Annotated in this window: 19 protein-coding genes; 15 read left to right on the top strand and 4 right to left on the bottom strand. The window is 71.1% G+C overall.

The genetic code is table 11. The features are described from left to right. Positions 1-44 precede the first annotated feature (44 nt). The 8 genes from AC6EH9_RS15640 to rplQ all read left to right on the top strand — a co-directional run bounded on the left by AC6EH9_RS15640 (position 45) and on the right by rplQ (position 5,329). Positions 45-1,100 (top strand): LLM class flavin-dependent oxidoreductase, encoded by a 1,056-nt coding sequence (locus AC6EH9_RS15640; protein WP_498424391.1) that lies wholly within the window; start codon positions 45-47, stop codon positions 1,098-1,100. Positions 1,101-1,448: 348 nt separating this feature from the next. Continuing rightward, positions 1,449-1,670, top strand: a complete 222-nt coding sequence (gene infA / locus AC6EH9_RS15635) for a translation initiation factor IF-1 (RefSeq protein ID WP_026145687.1) — start codon at positions 1,449-1,451, stop codon at positions 1,668-1,670. A 29-nt stretch (positions 1,671-1,699) separates the two neighbouring features. Then, on the top strand, positions 1,700-1,813 hold the full coding sequence (gene rpmJ / locus AC6EH9_RS15630; RefSeq protein ID WP_009199219.1) for a 50S ribosomal protein L36: 114 nt from the start codon (positions 1,700-1,702) through the stop codon (positions 1,811-1,813). Positions 1,814-2,008: 195 nt separating this feature from the next. After that, positions 2,009-2,383, top strand: coding sequence for a 30S ribosomal protein S13 (rpsM, locus tag AC6EH9_RS15625; RefSeq protein ID WP_498424390.1), 375 nt, complete (start codon positions 2,009-2,011; stop codon positions 2,381-2,383). An 82-nt stretch (positions 2,384-2,465) separates the two neighbouring features. Next, positions 2,466-2,873, top strand: coding sequence for a 30S ribosomal protein S11 (gene rpsK / locus AC6EH9_RS15620; RefSeq protein ID WP_460800348.1), 408 nt, complete (start codon positions 2,466-2,468; stop codon positions 2,871-2,873). 43 nt (positions 2,874-2,916) lie between these two features. After that, entirely contained in the window at positions 2,917-3,525 is a 609-nt protein-coding gene (rpsD, locus tag AC6EH9_RS15615) for a 30S ribosomal protein S4 (RefSeq protein ID WP_498424389.1), read from the top strand. 106 nt (positions 3,526-3,631) lie between these two features. Then, positions 3,632-4,648 carry a DNA-directed RNA polymerase subunit alpha gene (locus tag AC6EH9_RS15610; protein ID WP_460800350.1) on the top strand — a complete coding sequence of 339 codons (1,017 nt, stop codon included), beginning with the start codon at positions 3,632-3,634 and terminating at the stop codon, positions 4,646-4,648. A gap of 102 nt (positions 4,649-4,750) precedes the next feature. Continuing rightward, positions 4,751-5,329 carry a 50S ribosomal protein L17 gene (gene rplQ, locus AC6EH9_RS15605; RefSeq protein ID WP_498424388.1) on the top strand — a complete coding sequence of 193 codons (579 nt, stop codon included), beginning with the start codon at positions 4,751-4,753 and terminating at the stop codon, positions 5,327-5,329. 78 nt (positions 5,330-5,407) lie between these two features. Here rplQ and AC6EH9_RS15600 read toward each other — a convergent pair whose 3' ends face one another. Both AC6EH9_RS15600 and AC6EH9_RS15595 read right to left on the bottom strand, forming a co-directional pair. After that, entirely contained in the window at positions 5,408-6,169 is a 762-nt protein-coding gene (locus AC6EH9_RS15600) for a DUF2786 domain-containing protein (protein WP_498424386.1), read from the bottom strand. 103 nt (positions 6,170-6,272) lie between these two features. Next, complete coding sequence (locus AC6EH9_RS15595) at positions 6,273-6,632, bottom strand: GntR family transcriptional regulator (RefSeq protein WP_498424385.1); 360 nt, start codon at positions 6,630-6,632, stop codon at positions 6,273-6,275. A 99-nt stretch (positions 6,633-6,731) separates the two neighbouring features. On the opposite strand from AC6EH9_RS15595, the gene truA reads away from it, so the two are divergent. The 4 genes from truA to AC6EH9_RS15575 all read left to right on the top strand — a co-directional run bounded on the left by truA (position 6,732) and on the right by AC6EH9_RS15575 (position 10,617). Beyond that, positions 6,732-7,592: a tRNA pseudouridine(38-40) synthase TruA gene (truA, locus tag AC6EH9_RS15590; RefSeq protein ID WP_498424504.1), complete on the top strand. Its 861-nt coding sequence runs from the start codon at positions 6,732-6,734 to the stop codon at positions 7,590-7,592. 67 nt (positions 7,593-7,659) lie between these two features. Further along, on the top strand, positions 7,660-8,229 hold the full coding sequence (locus AC6EH9_RS15585; protein ID WP_498424503.1) for a class I SAM-dependent methyltransferase: 570 nt from the start codon (positions 7,660-7,662) through the stop codon (positions 8,227-8,229). 52 nt (positions 8,230-8,281) lie between these two features. Next, positions 8,282-9,697, top strand: coding sequence for an FAD-dependent oxidoreductase (locus AC6EH9_RS15580; RefSeq protein ID WP_498424384.1), 1,416 nt, complete (start codon positions 8,282-8,284; stop codon positions 9,695-9,697). Between the two features lie 140 nt (positions 9,698-9,837). Next, entirely contained in the window at positions 9,838-10,617 is a 780-nt protein-coding gene (locus AC6EH9_RS15575; protein WP_498424383.1) for a GTP pyrophosphokinase, read from the top strand. Here the strand turns inward: AC6EH9_RS15575 and AC6EH9_RS15570 are convergent. After that, on the bottom strand, positions 10,530-11,477 hold the full coding sequence (locus AC6EH9_RS15570; RefSeq protein ID WP_498424382.1) for a phosphatase PAP2 family protein: 948 nt from the start codon (positions 11,475-11,477) through the stop codon (positions 10,530-10,532). The two genes, AC6EH9_RS15575 and AC6EH9_RS15570, sit on opposite strands and share 88 nt — an antisense overlap. A gap of 62 nt (positions 11,478-11,539) precedes the next feature. On the opposite strand from AC6EH9_RS15570, the gene AC6EH9_RS15565 reads away from it, so the two are divergent. The 3 genes from AC6EH9_RS15565 to ppdK all read left to right on the top strand — a co-directional run bounded on the left by AC6EH9_RS15565 (position 11,540) and on the right by ppdK (position 17,705). Beyond that, positions 11,540-13,261, top strand: a complete 1,722-nt coding sequence (locus AC6EH9_RS15565) for an ABC-F family ATP-binding cassette domain-containing protein (protein WP_498424381.1) — start codon at positions 11,540-11,542, stop codon at positions 13,259-13,261. A gap of 98 nt (positions 13,262-13,359) precedes the next feature. Beyond that, a complete protein-coding gene (locus AC6EH9_RS15560; protein WP_498424380.1) occupies positions 13,360-14,961 on the top strand; it encodes a long-chain-fatty-acid--CoA ligase in 1,602 nt (533 codons plus the stop codon). A 59-nt stretch (positions 14,962-15,020) separates the two neighbouring features. Then, the gene (ppdK, locus tag AC6EH9_RS15555) at positions 15,021-17,705 is read left to right on the top strand and encodes a pyruvate, phosphate dikinase (RefSeq protein WP_498424379.1); all 2,685 of its coding nucleotides are present in this window, start codon (positions 15,021-15,023) and stop codon (positions 17,703-17,705) included. A 124-nt stretch (positions 17,706-17,829) separates the two neighbouring features. Here the strand turns inward: ppdK and AC6EH9_RS15550 are convergent. Beyond that, the coding region (locus AC6EH9_RS15550) for a citrate synthase (protein WP_498424378.1) at positions 17,830-19,035 on the bottom strand (1,206 nt) is incomplete at its 5' end.

The raw sequence follows: 19,035 nt of genomic DNA, 5'->3' as shown, positions 1-19,035 counted from the left end.
CCCCGGGGACGGAATAGCCGGCGCCGGCAGCTGGTTCGAAGATCGTGAGCGAACCGAAGCTGGCCCTGTCCGTCCTCGACCTGGTGCCCGTTCGCGGTGACCAGAGCACGGGTGACGCCCTCGCCGCGACCCTGTCGCTGGCCCGCGTCGCGGACTCGCACGGGTTCCGCCGCTACTGGCTGGCCGAGCACCACAACATGCCCTCGGTCGCCGCCACCAACCCGCCGCTGCTGATCGGCCTGGTCGCGGGCGGCACCGCGCAGATCCGGGTCGGGTCGGGCGGGGTGATGCTGCCCAACCATGCGCCGCTGGTCGTCGCCGAGCAGTTCGCGCTGCTCGAGGCCGCCTACCCCGGTCGCATCGACCTCGGCATCGGCCGGGCCCCGGGCACCGACCCGGTCACCGGCTACGCCCTGCGTCACGGCGCCGGCGGGGTCAGCGACGAGGCGGTCGTCAGGTTCCCCGAGTACCTGGACAACGTGGTCGCGATGATGGACAGCGGCGGGGTGGGGATCACCGTGGCGGGCCGCACCCACGCCCTGCGGGCGACGCCGCGGGCCACGTCGGTGCCGCCGGTGTGGCTGCTGGGCTCCTCGGACTACTCCGCCCGGCTGGCCGCCTCGCGCGGGCTGCCCTACGTCTTCGCCCACCACTTCAGCGGCAAGGGCACCGCCGAGGCGCTGGAGCTGTACCGGACCGGCTTCCAGCCCTCGCCGGAGCTCCCCGAGCCGCGCACGTTCCTCACCGCGAACGTGGTCGTGGCGGCGACCCAGGAGGAGGCAGAGCTGTTGGCGCTGCCGCAGCTGCTCGCGATGCTGGCCCTGCAGACCGGGGGAGCGATGCTGCCCCAGCGCCTGGTCGAGGAGGCCGAGAAGGTCGAGCTCTCGCAGGGGCACCGCCGGCTGCTCGAGGCGATGCGCGGACGCTGGGTGATCGGCACCCCCGACCGGGCCGCCGCCGAGCTGCGCGCCCTCGCCGCGACGTACGACGTGGACGAGGTGATGGTGCACCCGGTGGCCGGCGCCCGGTCCGGGACCGCGGCCCCCGCCTCGCCCGCGCGCGAGGAGACCCTCCGGCTGCTCGCCGAGGCGCTGGCCTGAGACGGTGGCTCGAGACGCCGGCCCGAGGTGCTCGGGCCGGGCGGTGCGGCAGGCGCCCCCACCCCCTGGCGGCTCGCGAGTTGGGGTTTGGTAGGGGCTGCGACTAGACTGGACCGTCGGCCCAACGTGGGTCTGTTTCGTGGTGCCTCGCGGCTGCCCGGACCACCAGCAGAAGTGCTCGAGAGAGCAGGCCTGTGACGTGCCCGGGAAGAGGACCACGCAGCGGCTTCGCGAGGTCCACCCGCACCCGTGCGGGAGGTTCCCGGTCCGGCCGTCCGGTGGCTCGTCCACCGGTCGGAGCAACACGGTAGACACATTTCCCGAACCCACTGAGAGATTGCGGAGGACATGCCGAAGAAAGAAGGCGTGATCGAGCTCGAGGGCACCATCACCGAGGCTCTGCCGAACGCGATGTTCCGCGTGGAGCTGAGCAACGGCCACAAGGTCCTCGCCCACATCAGCGGCAAGATGCGACAGCACTACATCCGGATCCTCCCCGAGGACCGCGTGGTGGTGGAGTTGTCGCCGTACGACCTCACCCGGGGACGGATCGTCTACCGCTACAAGTGACAGCAGCCGATTACTGAAAGGACCTCCTCGTGAAGGTCAAGCCCAGCGTCAAGAAGATCTGTGACAAGTGCAAGGTGATCCGTCGCCACGGCCGAGTCATGGTGATCTGCGAGAACCCGCGCCACAAGCAGCGCCAGGGCTGAGTCCCGGGCTCCGCGCCGGCGCGTCCGGCGTCGCGGCCACAACTGAATAATTTCCACGTGCTCGCTTGCCCGTGCCGGCCCTCTGGGCCAGTCGGGCGAAACCACCTCCGGAACAGAGGCCGGAGCCCGGGCTCCCCGCCCGGGACGCGACACGACCAGAGACCTCTGTGAACAACCGAAGGGACACCGCCAGACATGGCACGCCTCGTTGGTGTTGACCTCCCGCGTGACAAGCGCATCGAGATCGCACTCACCTACATCTACGGCATTGGCCGTACCCGCGCCCAGCAGGTCCTCGCGGCCACCGGCGTCGACCCCAACACCCGGGTCCACGCGCTGGGGGACGAGGAGCTGGTCAAGCTCCGCGACGAGATCGAAGGCAACTTCAAGATCGAGGGTGACCTCCGTCGTGAGGTCCAGGCCGACATCCGTCGCAAGATCGAGATCGGCAGCTACCAGGGTCGCCGCCACCGCATGGGCCTGCCCGTGCGTGGACAGCGCACCAAGACCAACGCCCGCACCCGCAAGGGTCCCAAGCGCACGGTCGCCGGCAAGAAGAAGGCCAAGTGACGCGTTGTCCCTGACCAGGGACACGGCGTCCACGCCGACTTCACTCGAACTCACAGCTTCCAGCAACCTCAGGAGAAACTGAATGCCTCCCAAGAGCCGCAGCGCGGCCGGCGCCAAGAAGGTGCGTCGCAAGGAGAAGAAGAACATCGCTCAGGGCGAAGCCCACATCAAGAGCACGTTCAACAACACCATCGTCACCATCACCGACCCCACCGGTGCGGTGATCTCGTGGGCCTCCGCCGGCACCGTCGGCTTCAAGGGCTCGCGCAAGTCCACCCCGTTCGCCGCGCAGATGGCAGCCGAGGCTGCTGGTCGTCGGGCGCAGGAGCACGGCATGAAGAAGATCGACGTCTTCGTGAAGGGCCCGGGCTCGGGCCGCGAGACGGCGATCCGCTCGCTGGGTGCCATCGGCCTCGAGGTCGGGACCATCCAGGACGTCACGCCCACGCCCCACAACGGATGCCGGCCGCCCAAGCGCCGTCGCGTCTGAGCCCCGACACCCCGACCAGACAGACTTAAGGAGTCATTGAGTTATGGCCCGTTACACCGGCCCCATGACCAAGAAGTCGCGCCGTCTCGGTGTCGACCTCGTTGGTGGAGACGCGGCGTTCGAGCGTCGCCCTTACCCGCCCGGCCAGCACGGCCGCGCGCGCGTCAAGGAGAGCGAGTTCCGTACGCAGCTGCACGAGAAGCAGAAGGCGCGCATCACCTACGGCATTCTCGAGAAGCAGTTCCACAACTACTACGTCGAGGCTTCGCGGCGCGCCGGCAAGACCGGTGACAACCTGCTGCAGCTGCTCGAGTGCCGCCTCGACAACGTGGTCTACCGCGCCGGGTTCGCCCGCACGCGTCGCCACGCACGTCAGCTCGTCAACCACGGGCACTTCAAGGTCAACGGCAAGAAGGTCAACATCCCCTCCTTCCAGGTGACCGCCCACGACGTCATCGACGTCCGGGAGAAGAGCCTCGAGATGACGCCCTTCATCGTGGCTCGCGAGACCCACGGCGAGCGCGTCGTCCCGGCGTGGCTCGAGGCGCTCCCCACCCGGATGCGCATCCTCGTGCACCAGCTCCCGACCCGGGCCCAGATCGACCTCCCGGTCCAGGAGCAGCTGATCGTGGAGTTCTACTCCAAGAAGTGATCCACACACGGGGGGTCCTCGGACCCCCCGTGTGCCCCTTTCCCAGTCGCTCTGTGCACAGTTCGGGCCCGTCAAATGGTGGGTGGGCCCGGAAAGGAAGAAATAAGTGCTAATCGCCCAGCGCCCGACTCTGTCGGAAGAGGTCGTCGACGAGTTCCGTTCGCGGTTCGTGATCGAGCCCCTCGAGCCCGGTTTTGGCTACACGCTCGGCAACAGCCTGCGTCGTACGCTCCTCTCGTCGATCCCCGGTGCGGCGGTCACGAGCATCAAGGTGGACAGCGTCCTCCACGAGTTCTCCACGGTGGAAGGCGTCAAGGAGGACCTCACCGAGGTCATCCTCAACCTCAAGCACCTCGTCGTCTCCTCCGAGCACGACGAGCCCGTGACCATGTACCTGCGCAAGTCGGGTGCCGGTGACGTGACCGCGGCCGACATCGCGCCGCCGGCCGGCGTCGAGGTGCACAACCCCGACCTGAAGCTCGCGACGCTGTCCGACAAGGGCAAGCTCGAGATGGAGCTGGTCGTCGAGCGTGGCCGCGGCTACGTGAGCGCGGTGCAGAACAAGGGTGCCGACAACGAGATCGGCCGGATCCCGGTCGACTCCATCTACAGCCCCGTGCTGAAGGTGACCTACAAGGTCGAGGCCACCCGTGTCGAGCAGCGCACCGACTTCGACAAGCTGGTCATCGACGTCGAGACCAAGCCGTCGATCCGTCCTCGTGACGCGATCGCCTCGGCGGGCAAGACGCTGGTCGAGCTCTTCGGCCTGGCGCGCGAGCTCAACGTGGAGGCCGAGGGCATCGACATCGGTCCCTCGCCCGTCGACGAGCAGCTGGCTGCCGACCTCGCCCTCCCGGTCGAGGACCTGCAGCTGACCGTGCGCTCGTACAACTGCCTCAAGCGTGAGGGCATCCACACCGTGGGTGAGCTCATCTCGCGCTCGGAGCAGGACCTGCTCGACATCCGCAACTTCGGCGCCAAGTCGATCGACGAGGTCAAGGCCAAGCTGGTCGAGATGGGCCTGTCCCTCAAGGACAGCGCGCCCGGCTTCGACCCGGCCACCGCCCTCGCTGCGTACGGCGACGACGACGACGATGCCTTCGTCGAGGACGAGCAGTACTGATCTGATCCCGTTCGGGCCCGGCGCAGCCGCGTCGGGCCCGACATCGGCACCACCCCGTCTACTCGAGTACCTGGTACGGCTCGGGAGAAATGAGAAGAAGCTATGCCTACCCCCAAGAAGGGTTATCGCCTCGGCGGCAGCCCGGCTCACCAGCGCCTGATCATCGCGAACCTGGCCACGCAGCTGTTCGAGCACGGTCGGATCACCACCACCGAGGCCAAGGCCCGCGTGCTGCGTCCGCACGCGGAGAAGCTGATCACCAAGGCCAAGAAGGGCGACCTGCACAACCGCCGCGAGGTCCTCAAGACCATCCGCGACAAGTCGGTCGTGCACCACCTCTTCACCGAGATCGGCCCCAGCTTCGCCGAGCGTCCGGGTGGCTACACCCGGATCACCAAGATCGGTCCCCGCAAGGGCGACAACGCGCCGATGGCCGTGATCGAGCTCGTCACCGAGCCCTACGTGGCCAAGGCCCAGACGGTCAAGACCGAGAAGGCCCCCGCGGCCGCCCCGGTCCCCGCCGAGGTCGAGGCCGAGGTCGAGGAGGGTCGCAGCGAGGTGATCGACACCGAGGTCACCGAGGTGGAGACCGCCGAGGCCGAGACCACCGACGCGGCCGAGGTGAACGCCGCCGACGAGGCTCCCACCGAGGACCCCGCCGAGGGCGAGAACAAGGCCTGATCCAGGCCACCTGCCGCACCGTGCAAGGCCCGCCATCCCGCAGGGGGTGGCGGGCCTTCGCGCTTCTCCGGTCAGTCCTCAGGAGCCGGAGCGCAACGCGGGCCGCCGCCCGGGGCCGACCCGCTGGCCCCCCAGGTCGGCCCGCTCCCCGGCGGCCCACCCCTGCGGGGCGCCCGAGCCGGACAGCGTGCGGGGCCGGGCGGTGCGCAGGTGCGGGTAGGACTCAGCCACGGCGGCACTCACCTGCGCGGAGCGATCGGCCAGGACCAGCCCTGTCGAGGTGCCGGCGGCCGCGAAGCGGGCCTCGGCGTCCTGCTCGGCCCGGTGCTCGGCCGCGCTGAGCCGGCGGGTCACCGCCATCCGGAACCCGGCCAGCCAGGAGCGGCGGAACGCCGCCTTGTGCTCGCCGGGCGGCACCGGCGTGCGCAGCAGCTGGGTGCCGGCCTGCAGCAGGAGGCTGGTGTAGAGGACCTCCACCCGAGCGAGGTCGCTGGAGTGCCCGAACAGGTGCACCGAGCGCTCCTTGGCTCCGGCCACCCACCGGGTCCGCGCGATCGCGGTGCAGCGCATCTGCTGCGCCACCGCCGCGACCAGGTCGACCTTGTCGCTCGCGTAGGGGTTGTCCACGAGCACCACGCAGTCGCCGACCGGGTCCGTGGCCGGGTCGCCCTGCGCGAGCAGGGCCCGGTCGATGCCGTAGTCGGCGATCAGCTGGGCGGCCTTGGCGGTGTAGATCTCCGACTCGTGCGCGGTGGCGGCCGGGTCCTCGGCCTTGGCGAGCAGCTTGCGGACCTTCGCGAGCATCGGGTCCTGGCCGGTGGGGGTGCGGGGCTCGGTCATGGGCTCTCCGGGGGCGGGGGGTGGCGTCGGGGACCAGCGTGACAGCCGCCGGGGACAGTGCGACGTGGCAACGGCCCGCTCCTGCACAGGCGGGCGCCGCTCGTCAGGCGCCCCAGCCCTCCTCGACCAGCCGGACGGCCTCGGTCATCGCGAGCCCGGCGCCCCGGGCGGTCCGCACGAAGTCTGCGCAGGCGTCCTGAACGTCCCGGGAGTCGGCCGCCGGGCTGGAGCGAACGAACGTGCCGCGTCGCCCCTCGGTGACCACGACGCCGTCGGCCTCCAGCTCCCGGTAGACCCGGGCGACCGTGTTGGCGGCCAGACCCAGCTCCTGGGCGAGCGAGCGGACCGGGGGCAGCCGGGTGCCCGGCGCCAGGTCGCCCTCGCGAACCCGCCGGGCGATCTGGGTGCGCAGCTGCTCGAAGGGTGGCACCGCCGAGGCAGGGTCGGGGGGCTGCAGGTGCATGGGAGGACCCTAGCCCCAGCCGTCGCGCCGCGGCCCGCGCCGTAGACTGGCGTGCCGATCGACCCCGAGCAGGAGGCAGCAGGTGAGCGCGCAGTGAGCGTGCCCGAGGCCCGAACGACGGTCCGGCTACGGATCGACCTCGGCTACGACGGGACCGACTTCAAGGGTTGGGCCACCCAGCCCGGGCTGCGCACGGTCCAGGGGGAGCTGGAGCAGGCGCTGGCCACCGTGCTGAGGGTTCCCGGCACCGCGGTGACCTGCGCCGGGCGCACCGACGCTGGTGTCCACGCCCGCGGCCAGGTGGTCCACCTCGACGTCGCGCCGGCGCTGCTGGAGGCCTCCACCGGCCGCTCGAGCGACCCGCCGCTGCCCGCCCTGCGCCGGCGGCTCAACGGGATCCTGCCGCCCGACGTCCGGGTGCGCCGGGTCGAGGCGGCCCCGGACGGCTTCGACGCGCGCTTCTCCGCGATCTGGCGCCGCTACGCCTACCGGATCGCCGACCTCCCCGAGGCGGTCGACCCGCTGACCCGCGCGCACGTGCTGGCCTGGTCGCGGCCCCTCGACGTGGAGGCGATGAACGAGGCGGCGGCCCTGCTGCTCGGCGAGCACGACTTCGCGGCCTTCTGCAAGAAGCGCGAGGGTGCCACCACGATCCGGACGCTGCTGGACCTGCACTGGCGGCGTGAGGCCTCCGGGCTGCTCGTCGCGACCGTGCGCGCCGACGCCTTCTGCCACAACATGGTGCGCGCGCTGGTCGGTGCGATGGTCGCGGTGGGGGAGCGCCGCCACGAGCCCGCGTGGGCCCACGCCGTCCTGCGGGCGGGTGTGCGCGACTCCGGTGTGACGGTGGTGCGCCCGCACGGCCTCACGCTCGAGGAGGTCGGCTACCCGGCCGAGGGCCAGCTGGCCCGTCAGGCCACCGATGCGAGGAGGATCCGGACCCTTGATCCCGCCGTCTGACCCGGTCCAGGCGGACCAGCCCGAGGAGCACTACTTCTCCGCGGACCCCTCGGTCCCGTTCAAGCGGATGCCGGTGCGCGCCCACGTCTGGGGAGTCGACCTGGAGCTGACCAGCGGCTCCGGGGTCTTCGCCCAGGGCCGTCTCGACATCGGCACCGCCATCCTCTTCCGGGAGACCGCTCCGCCCTCGGCCGGCCGGATCCTCGACCTCGGCTGCGGGTACGGCGTGATCGGGCTGGCCGTGGCGGCCTGCGTGCCCGAGGCGGTGGTGACCGCCGTCGACGTCAACGAGCGCGCGCTCCTGCTCGCCCGGGAGAACGCCGCTGCGCTCGGTGTCGCCGACCGCTACCGCGCGGCCACCCCGGACGCGGTGGACGACGCGGCGACGTACGACGAGATCTGGTCGAACCCGCCGATCCGGATCGGCAAGGCTGCCCTGCACGAGCTGCTGCTGACCTGGCTGCCGCGGCTGGCCCCCGGGGGGCGCGCGGTGATGGTGGTCGGCAAGAACCTGGGCGCCGACTCCCTGCAGCGCTGGCTCGGCGAGCAGGGCTTCCCGACCGTGCGGCTGGCCAGCGCCAAGGGGTTCCGCGTGCTGGAGTCCCGGCGCGCCGGCGACGAGCACGCTGCCGGCTGAGCAGAGCCCGCGCCGGAGGCTTCGGCTGGCCCCAGGGGGGCAGGGTGGGGAGATGGAACGCCAACGACTCGTCGTCATCGGAGCCGACGCCGCCGGAATGAGCGCGGCACACCAGGCGCTGCGCACCGCACGCAGCCGGGACACCCGGCTCGAGGTGGTGGCGCTCGAGCGGACCCGCGACACGTCGTACTCGGCGTGCGGCCTCCCGTACTGGCTCGCCGGTGACGTACGCCGGCGCGCCGACCTGGTGGCCCGCACCCCCGAGCAGCACCGCGCCGCGGGCATCGACCTGCGCACCGGGGTGAGCGCCCACGGGCTCGACCTCGACGCCCGCACCGTCGACTGTCGATCGGCCGACGGGGTGGAGTCGAGGCTCGAGTTCGACCAGCTGATGCTCGCCACCGGAGCGCGCCCGGTGCTGCCGGCGTGGGCCAGCGACGAGAGCGGAGCGGCGTACGGCGGGATCGGGCCGGTCAAGGACCTCGACGACGGCCAGCTCTGGCTGGACCGGATGGCGCGCGAGCACCGCACGGCGACCGGCGGGTCACGTGGCTCGGTGGTCGTGGCCGGCGCGGGCTACATCGGGGTGGAGATGGCCGAGGCGGCCCTGCGCCGAGGCTTCCACGTCACCGTGCTGACCCGCTCCACGGTGATGAGCAGCCTCGACCCCGACATGGGCGCGCGGATCGCGGAGCGGCTGCGTGCCTGCGGGGTGGAGGTGGTGGAGGACGACGCCGTGGAGGGCGTGCACGTGGGCGAGGACGGCTGGGTGCGCCAGGCCGAGACCGTCGACGGCAGGTGCGTCCCGTGCGATCTGCTGGTGGTCGCCTTCGGGGTCGCCCCGGCGACCGGCTTCGTGAATGCCGCCGGCCTGGCGGTGGGCGCCGCCGGAGGGCTGCTCCCGGACCCCTCGGGGTCCGTCGCCGACGGGGTCTGGGCGGCCGGCGACTGCTGCGAGCAGGTGCACCGCCTGACCGGCGAGCGGACCTACCTGCCGCTGGGGACCCATGCCAACAAGCAGGGCCGGGTCGCCGGCACGAACATCGGTGGCGGGCGCGCGGAGTTCGCCGGCGTGCTCGGCACCGCGATCACCCGGTTCCTGCACGCGGACCAGCACGTCGAGATCTCGCGCACCGGGCTGAGCGAGGCCCAGGCGCACAGCGCCGGGCTGCCCACGTGTGGTCTCGTCACCGAGGGCAGCACCGCCAGCGGCTACATGCCCGAGGCCGCCCCGATCGCGGTCAAGGTGCTCGCCGAGACGGGCAGCCGCCGGCTGCTCGGGGTTCAGATCGTCGGCGGCCCCGGCGCGGGCAAGCGCATCGACTCCGCGGCGTCGGCGCTGTGGGGTGAGATGAGCGTGGACGACCTCGCCTGGATGGACCTGTCCTACGCGCCTCCCTTCGCCACCGCCTGGGAGATCGTGCAGGTGGCCGCGCGCCGGCTCGCCGAGCGCCTGGACCGCGGCTGAGCCGGCGCCGCGCGGGCCGGCGTCGCGCATGCCGCAGGCGCGGCGGGGGTACACATCTGGGTCGGGGTCGGGGCCGGGTCAGGTCTCGTCGAGAGCCGGGCCCTCAGCCAACGTGAAGGATCGGTACGTACGGTGGACGGGTGGACGCATTGACGCAGAACGGTGGATCGGTGCCCGACCTGGCGACCGACGACTTCGACCTCGAGGAGATGCTCGAGCTGCGTGGAGAGTTCACCCGCTTCATGATGGAGTTCAAGTTCGGCATGGAGGAGGTCGCGACCAAGATCTCGATCCTGCAGGAGGAGTTCGCCCACCTGCACGACTACAACCCCATCGAGCACGTCCAGCAGCGGCTGAAGACGCCGCAGAGCCTGCTGGCCAAGGTGCGCCGGCGGGGGGTCGAGCCGACCCTGGAGGCCATCCGCGCCGAGATCACCGACATCGCCGGGATCCGGGTGACGTGCAGCTTCACCTCCGACGTCTACCAGGTCTTCGACCTGCTTGGCAGCCAGTCGGACCTGCGCATCGTCCAGGTCGAGGACTACATCATCGAGCCGAAGCCCAACGGCTACCGCAGCCTGCACGTGCTGGTCGAGGTGCCCGTGCACCTCTCCGACCGCGTGGTGCCGGTGGTGGTCGAGGTGCAGTTCCGCACGGTCGCGATGGACTTCTGGGCCAGCCTCGAGCACAAGATCTACTACAAGTACCGGGCCGCGGTCCCCGGCGAGCTGGCGCGCCAGCTGCGGGAGGCCGCCGAGAGCGCGGCGGACCTCGACGCCCGGATGGAGCAGCTGCACATCCGCGCGCGCAACGGCGCGGACGACGACGCGGCTCAGCGGCCGCGGCTCAGCTCCCAGCGGCGGCACGCCGCCAACGTCGCGAGCGCGAGCGCGGCCCCGGCCACGATGTCGATCACGTAGTGCTCGGCGTAGTACACCAGCGCCAGCGACATCACCAGCGGGTAGGCCAGCACCAGCCACCGCAGCGGGCTGCGCAGCCGCTGGATCGCGTAGAGGGCGACCAGGAAGGCGATGCCCGCGTGCAGTGAGGGCATCGCCGCCACCGGGTTGCCGACCCCCTGCAGCACCAGGTGGAAGCGCTCCAGCCCGACGTCGGCCCAGCCCCGCCCGGTGAGGCGCGGGAGGTCGACGGCGATGTAGCCGTCGCGCGCGGCCATCCACGGCGGCGCCATCGGGTAGAGGATGTAGATGACCAGGGCGCCGAAGTTGATGGCCAGGTAGCGCCGCATCCACATCAGCCACTCGCCGCGGTTGCGCAGCCAGAGCACCACCGCGAGGGTGAGCCCCACCACGAAGTGCGAGGTGTAGACGCTGGTGAACAGCAGGTCGTACCAGCGCGGGTCGCTCGAGGCGAGGCACGGGTCGCCGCACAGCACGTCCTGGAGCCGCTCGGTGGGCAGGGTTCCGCCGCCCAGCCACAGGTCGACGTCGATGGGCATCTGGATGTGCGGGGCGAACCCCAGCTCGTCGGCGAGGCCGCGGCTGTAGAAGTAGACGATCAGTCCCACCAGCGGGACCCACCAGTCGCGCAGGAAGCCGAGGTGCTGGCGGGGCGGGGCCTCGATCTGCCAGGCGATGGTGCCCAGCCACAGCCACCCGAACACCTGGACGGTGTCGCTGGGGATGCCGAAGGCGAACGTCCACAGCAGCAGCGCGACCGCGTAGACACCCAGCGCCAGGGCGCGGGCCCAGGGCCGCGTCTGGGGGCTCGCCTCCGCGTCGGGTCGGGACAGGGAGAGCTCTTCGGGGGCGCTGGTCATCGGGGGCGAGTCTATGGGCTTATCGGTTTCGCGGCGCGCGCGCCGTGCGCGAGAATCGCCGCGTGGGTCATGTGGATGTCGCCGGGGTGCGCTACGAGCTGCCGGACGGGCGGGTGCTGCTCGACGACGTCTCGTTCCGGGTCGGCGAGGGGGCCAAGGTGGCCCTGGTCGGGGCCAACGGGGCCGGGAAGACGACGCTGCTGCGCATCGTCGTCGGCGACCTGGTCCCGCACGCCGGCGCGGTCACCCGCTCGGGGGGCCTCGGCGTGATGCGACAGTTCGTCGGCCACGGGATCGTGGACCCGGCCGCGGCGCGGCCCGAGGAGGGCGCGGACGAGGCGCCGACGGTCGCCGACCTGCTCCTCTCGGTGGCCCCGCAGCGGGTCCGGGCGGCGGCCGCCGCGGTGGACCGCTGCGAGCGGGCGCTGATGGACTCCGACGACGAGGCGACCCAGATGCGCTACGCCACGGCGCTGGCCGAGTTCGCCGACGCCGGCGGGTACGACGTCGAGGTGCTGTGGGACGTCTGCACGACCGCGGCGATGGGCACCTCCTTCGACCGGGCGAAGTACCGCGAGCTGAGCTCGCTGTCCGGGGGCGAGCAGAAGCGGCTCGTGCTGGAGTACCTGCTGCGCGGCCCGGACGAGGTCCTGCTGCTCGACGAGCCCGACAACTACCTCGACGTGCCCGGCAAGATCTGGCTGGAGCAGCGGATCCGCGAGTCGGCCAAGACGATCCTGTTCATCTCCCACGACCGCGAGCTCCTCGACAACACCGCGACGCGGGTGGTCACCCTCGAGCTGGGCGCGGCCGGCAACTCGGTCTGGACGCACGTCGGCGGCTTCACGTCGTACCACCAGGCGCGCCGGGACCGCTTCGCGCGGCTCGAGGAGCTGCGTCGGCGCTGGGACGAGGAGCACGCCAAGCTCAAGGCGCTGGTGCTGCGCTACCGGATCAAGTCGGAGTTCAACGACGGCATGGCCTCGCAGTACCGCGCCGCGCAGACCCGGCTGCGCAAGTTCGAGGAGGCGGGCCCGCCCACCGAGCAGCCACGCGAGCAGCAGGTGACGATGCGGCTGCGCGGCGGGCGCACCGGCAAGCGGGCGGTGGTCTGCGAACAGCTCGAGCTGAGCGGGCTGATGCGGCCCTTCGACCTCGAGGTCTGGTACGGCGAGCGGGTGGCGGTGCTCGGGTCGAACGGCTCGGGCAAGTCGCACTTCCTGCGGCTGCTCGCCGCCGGTGGCAGCGACCCGGACGTCGAGCACCGCCCGGTCGGCGAGGTGCCGCCGGAGCCGGTGCGCCACCTCGGTCGGGCCCGGCTCGGGGCGCGGGTGCGGCCGGGCTGGTTCGTGCAGACCCACGAGCACCCCGAGCTGGTCGGGCGGACCCTGCTGGAGATCCTGCACCGCGGCGACGAGCACCGGCGCGGGATGGGGCGCGAGCAGGCGGCCCGGGTGCTGGACCGCTACGAGCTCGCGCACGCCGGGGAGCAGCGCTTCGAGACCCTCTCCGGCGGTCAGCAGGCCCGCTTCCAGATCCTGCTCCTGGAGCTCTCCGGCGCGACGCTGCTGCTGCTGGACGAGCCCACCGACAACCTCGACGTGCAGTCGGCCGAGGCGCTGGAGGAGGCCCTGGAGGCGTTCGAGGGCACGGTCGTCGCGGTGACCCACGACCGGTGGTTCGCGCGCGGCTTCGACCGGTTCCTGGTCTACGGCGCCGACGGCGAGGTCTACGAGTCCGACGGCCCGGTCTGGGACGAGGAGCGGGTGCGCCGCCCCCGGTGAGTCCGCCGGGTCCCGTCCCCGGGATCGGCGCCTTGCCGGACGGTGTGGCCTAGGTCACAATCACCGCACCAGCGCGCCGCTCCCAGGGAGGGACCCCCATGACCGCCACCACGCCGACCGCCGCCACCTCAACGCCTCCTGCTCCGGTCTTCATCGACGACCGCCTCTCCTGGTGGGCCGAGCACCTGCCCGAGGGGGAGGCGATGACCTACGGCGGGCGGACCTGGACCTGGGCGCAGTGGGACGACCGGGTGCGCCGCGCCGCGGGCGGCCTGCACGCGCTCGGCGTACGGCGTGGCGACGTGGTCGGGTTCCTCGACAAGAACCACCCCGCCTGCGTCGAGATCAGCCTCGCGGCCGGCTCGCTGGGCGCGGCGAACGCGATCGTGAACTGGCGCCTGGCGGGGGAGGAGGTCGACTACGCGGTCAACGACTCGGGCGCGAAGGTGCTGGTGGTCGGCTCCGAGCTGAGGGCGACGATCGAGGCGATCCGCGACCGCATCCCGGGGGTGGAGAGGATCATCGAGGTCACCCCCGAGGGCGAGGAGGGCGACGAGTACGAGGCGTGGCTGGCCGACTCGCAGCCGCTGGCCCGTCCGGGCGAGACCGAGCCGGGCGACGTCTGCCTGGTGATGTACTCCTCGGGTACCACCGGGCTGCCCAAGGGGGTGATGCTCACCCACGCCAACATGGTCTCGCACACCGTCCTGGCTCACGACGGCTGGGACTTCGAGCCCGGTGACAAGTCGATGGTGGCGATGCCGCTGTTCCACGTCGGGGGGTCGTCCTACGTGCTGTTCGGGATCCACGACGGGATCGCCAGCGTGATGACCCGCGAGCCCGACGCCGCCTCGCTGGCGGGCGCGATCATGGCCGGAGCCAACCGCACGTTCCTGGTGCCGGCGGTGCTCGCCCAGGTGCTCCAGTCCGGACCGGACGCGGTGCGCCTCTTCGGGGCCCTGAAGACCTACACCTACGGCGCCGCCCCGATGCCGCTGCCGCTGCTGCGCGCGGCGATGGAGGCCTGGCCCGAGACCGACTTCATCCAGGTCTACGGGCTCACCGAGGTGGCCGGTGTGGCCACCCACCTGCTCGCCGAGGCTCACCGCGACGCCGAGCACCCCGAGCGGCTGGTCTCGGCGGGCGTGCCGCTGCCGCAGTGCGAGGTGCGCGTCGTCGACCCGGCCACCCTCCGTGACCTGCCCGCGGACGAGCACGGGGAGATCTGGCTGCGCACCCCGCAGCTGATGAAGGGCTACCTGGGCAAGCCCGAGGAGACGGCCAAGGTGATCACCGCCGACGGGTGGTTCCGCACCGGCGACATGGGCAAGGTCGACGAGGACGGCTACGTCTACGTCCAGGACCGGATCAAGGACATGATCATCTCCGGCGGGGAGAACATCTACTCGCCCGAGATCGAGCGGGTCCTGGCCGAGCACCCGGCGGTGATGGAGGTGGCGATCATCGGCATCCCCGACGAGACCTGGGGGGAGTCGGTCAAGGCGGTCGTGGCGCTGAAGCCGGGAGCCGCCGCCGACGAGGCCGAGCTGATCGACTACTGCCGCGGACGGCTCGCGCACTACAAGTGCCCCAAGTCCGTCGACGTCCTCGAGGCGCTGCCGCGCAACCCCACCGGGAAGATCCTCAAGCGCGACCTGCGCGCGCCGTACTGGGAGGGCCGGGACCGCAAGATCGTCTGAGCTGTGGTGGGGACCACAGACCCTGTTGGACCGAACACGCTGCGGGACAGGATGACGCCATGACCAAGTACGTGTACGCCTTCGCGGAGGGCGGCAAGGACCAGAAGGACCTGCTCGGTGGCAAGGGGGCGAACCTCGCGGAGATGACGAGGCTCGGTCTGCCGGTGCCTCCGGGGTTCATCATCAGCACCGACGCGTGCCGCGCCTTCCTCAAGCAGGGTCGCTCGCCCGACGGGCTCGCCGAGGAGGTGAGCGAGCACCTGGCCATGCTGGAGGCGCTGCGCGGCAAGCGTCTGGGCGACCCGGAGGACCCGCTGCTGGTCTCGGTGCGCTCGGGGGCGAAGTTCTCCATGCCCGGGATGATGGAGACGGTCCTCAACGTCGGGCTCAACGACCGCTCGGTCGAGGGCCTGGCCGCGACGGCCGGGGGCGACGAGCGCTTCGCCTACGACTCCTACCGCCGGCTGCTGCAGATGTTCGGCAGCACGGTCCTGGGCATCGAGGCGGCGGTCTTCCACGACGCGCTGGACGCCCTCAAGGCTGAGCGGGGCACCACCGACGACCTCGGGCTCACCGCCGCGGACCTGCGCGGACTGGTGGAGACCTTCAAGGGCCTGGTCCTCGAGCACAGCGGCCGGGAGTTCCCCCAGGACCCGCGCACCCAGCTCGACATGGCCGTGCTGGCCGTCTTCGAGTCCTGGAACACCGAGCGCGCCGCGCTCTACCGGCGCCAGGAGCAGATCCCGCACGACCTGGGCACTGCGGTGAACATCTGCTCGATGGTCTTCGGCAACGGCGGCGACGACTCCGGGACCGGGGTCGCCTTCACCCGCGACCCCGCCACCGGGGCACAGGGCGTGTACGGCGACTACCTCGAGAACGCGCAGGGCGAGGACGTGGTCGCGGGCATCCGCAACACCATCGGCCTGGCCGACCTCGAGCGGATCGACAAGGGCGCCTTCGACGAGCTGCTCGAGATCATGAAGCGTCTGGAGGGGCACTACCGCGACCTGTGCGACATCGAGTTCACCGTCGAGCAGGGCAAGCTGTGGATGCTGCAGACCCGGGTCGGCAAGCGCACCGCGGAGGCGGCGTTCCGGATCGCGTGCGAGCTGGTGGACCAGGGCCTGATCACCCTCGACGAGGCTGTCGAGAGGGTCACCGGCGCGCAGCTGGCCCAGCTGATGTTCCCCCGCTTCGATGCCGACGCCGAGCGGCAGCTGATCGGCAGGGGCATGAACGCCTCGCCCGGGGCGGCCGTGGGCAAGGTGGTCTTCGACTCGCGCCGGGCCGCCGAGTGGGCCGAGCGCGGCGAGGACGTCATCCTGGTCCGTCGCGAGACCAACCCCGACGACCTGGTCGGCATGGTCGCCGCCAAGGGCATCCTGACCAGCCGCGGCGGCAAGACCTCGCACGCCGCGGTCGTGGCGCGCGGCATGGGCCGCACCTGCGTGTGCGGTGCCGACGAGCTGCTGGTGGACCCGGTGCGGCGCCAGTTCACCGGCCGTGACGACGTGGTGGTCCGGGAGGGGGACGTGATCTCGATCGACGGGTCGACCGGGGAGGTCTTCGCCGGCGCCGTGCCGGTGGTGGACTCGCTCGTGGTGCGCCACTTCGAGGGCGATCCCTCCGGCGCCGACGACGTCATCGTCCGCGCGGTCGACCGGATCATGAAGCAGGCCGACGGGCTGCGCCGCCTCCAGGTGCGCGCGAACGCCGACACCCCCGAGGACGCCGCCCGTGCCCGCCGCTTCGGCGCCCAGGGGATCGGGCTGTGCCGTACCGAGCACATGTTCCTCGGGGATCGCCGTGAGCTGGTCGAGCACCTCATCATCGCCGAGAACGACGAGGAGCAGGCCGTCGCGCTGAACGCCCTGCTGCCGATGCAGCGCGACGACTTCGTCGGCATCCTCGAGGCGATGGACGGGCTGCCGGTGACGATCCGCCTCATCGACCCGCCGCTGCACGAGTTCCTCCCCGACATCACCGACCTGTCGGTCCAGGTGGCGATCGAGGACGACCACGGCAAGCAGAACACCAAGCACCACAAGCTGCTCGACGCCGTCCGGCGCCTGCACGAGCAGAACCCGATGCTCGGTCTGCGCGGGGTGCGCCTGGGCATCGTGATCCCGGGCCTGTTCACCATGCAGGCGCGGGCGATCCTGGAGGCCGCGGCGCTGCGCCGGAAGGCCGGCGGGGACCCGCGCCCGGAGATCATGATCCCGCTGGTGGCCACCGCCCAGGAGCTGGAGCTGGTCAAGGCGGAGATCGTCAAGGTGGCCGAGGACATCGCCGCCGAGACCGGGATCGCGCCGGACTACAAGGTCGGCACGATGATCGAGCTGCCGCGCGCGGCGCTGGCCTCCGGCGAGATCGCGAAGGCGGCGGAGTTCTTCTCCTTCGGCACCAACGACCTCACCCAGATGACCTGGGGCTTCTCACGCGACGACGTCGAGGCGTCGTTCTTCGGGACCTACCTCGACAAGGGCATCTTCGGGGTCTCGCCCTTCGAGAGCCTCGACGTCGAGGGTGTGGGGCAGCTGGTGCGGATGTCGGTGGAGCGGGGCCGGGCGACCCGGCCCGACCTGCACCTGGGGGTCTGTGGCGAGCACGGGGGAGACCCGGCCTCGATCCACTTCTTCGACGAGGTGGGCCTGGACTACGTGTCCTGCTCGCCGTACCGCGTCCCGGTCGCCCTGCTGGAGGCCGGACGCTCGGCCGCGTCGGGCAACGACACCGCCTGAGGTCGTACGGCGCGGCGCCCGGCCGCGCCGTACTCCCCACGCAAAACCCCCGCTTCCCACGTGTTCCTTCGTGTGGGAAGCGGGGGTTTCACGAGTTAACTCGTGAAAGCCGCAGGGCGGCGAGTCACGCCCAACGCTCGGAGGCCGGGACGAAGTCCAGGGTCCGGTCGCCGGTGTAGATCTGCTTGGGACGCGCGATCTTCTGCTCCTTGTCCTGGACCAGCTCGAGCCACTGGGCCAGCCAGCCGGGGGTGCGGCCGATCGCGAACAGCACGGTGAACATCTCCGGCGGGAACTGGAAGGCCTCGTAGATCAGGCCGGAGTAGAAGTCCACGTTGGGGTAGAGCTTCCGCTTGACGAAGTACTCGTCCTCCAGCGCGATCTTCTCGAGCTCCTGGGCGATCTCGAGGAGCGGGTTGACCCCGGTCACCTCGAACACGTCGTCGCAGGCCTTCTTGATGATCCGGGCGCGCGGGTCGTGGCTCTTGTAGACCCGGTGACCGAAGCCCATCAGGCGCTCGTTGCCGTTCTTCACGCCCTCGATGAAGGCGGGGATGTTCGACTTGGAGCCGATGCGGCGCAGCATCCGCAGGACGGCCTCGTTGGCGCCGCCGTGCAGCGGGCCGAAGAGGGCGCCGACGCCGGCGGCGACCGCGGAGTAGGGGTCGACCTGCGACGAGCCCACCGAGCGCACGGCGTTGGTCGAGCAGTTCTGCTCGTGGTCGGCGTGCAGGATGAAGAGCACGTCGAGAGCCTTGACCAGGCGGGGGTCCGCCTCGAACTTCTGCTCGCTCATCTTGAAGAGCATCGAGAGGAAGTTCGCGGTGTAGCCGAGGTCGTTGTCCGGGTACACGTAGGGCTTGCCCTGCGCGTGCCGGAAGGCCCAGGCCCCCAGGGTCGGCATCTTGGCGATCATCCGGACCATCTGCATGTGCCGGTTCTCGGGGTTGTTGATGTCGCGCGCGTCCGGGTAGAAGGTCGACAGTGCGCCGACCGAGGCCATCAGCATGCCCATCGGGTGCGCGTCATAGCGGAACCCCTGCATGAAGCTCTTCACGTTCTCGTGGACGAACGTGTGGTACGTGATCTCGTGCACCCAGTTGTCGTACTCCTCCTTGGAGGGGAGTGCGCCATGGATGAGGAGGTAGGCGACCTCGAGGAAGTTGGACTTCTCAGCCAACTGCTCGATCGGGTACCCGCGGTACTCCAGGATCCCCTTCTCGCCGTCGATGTACGTGATCGCACTCCGACACGACGCAGTGTTGACGAAGCCGGGGTCGTAGACAGCCAGACCCGGGGTGTCGTCCTGCGTCTTGATCTTGCCCAGGTC

This window comes from Nocardioides sp. Z21_20 (assembly GCF_059766585.1).
Note: the sequence above shows the minus strand (reverse complement) of the source record. Positions and strands in the feature narration are given on the sequence as shown.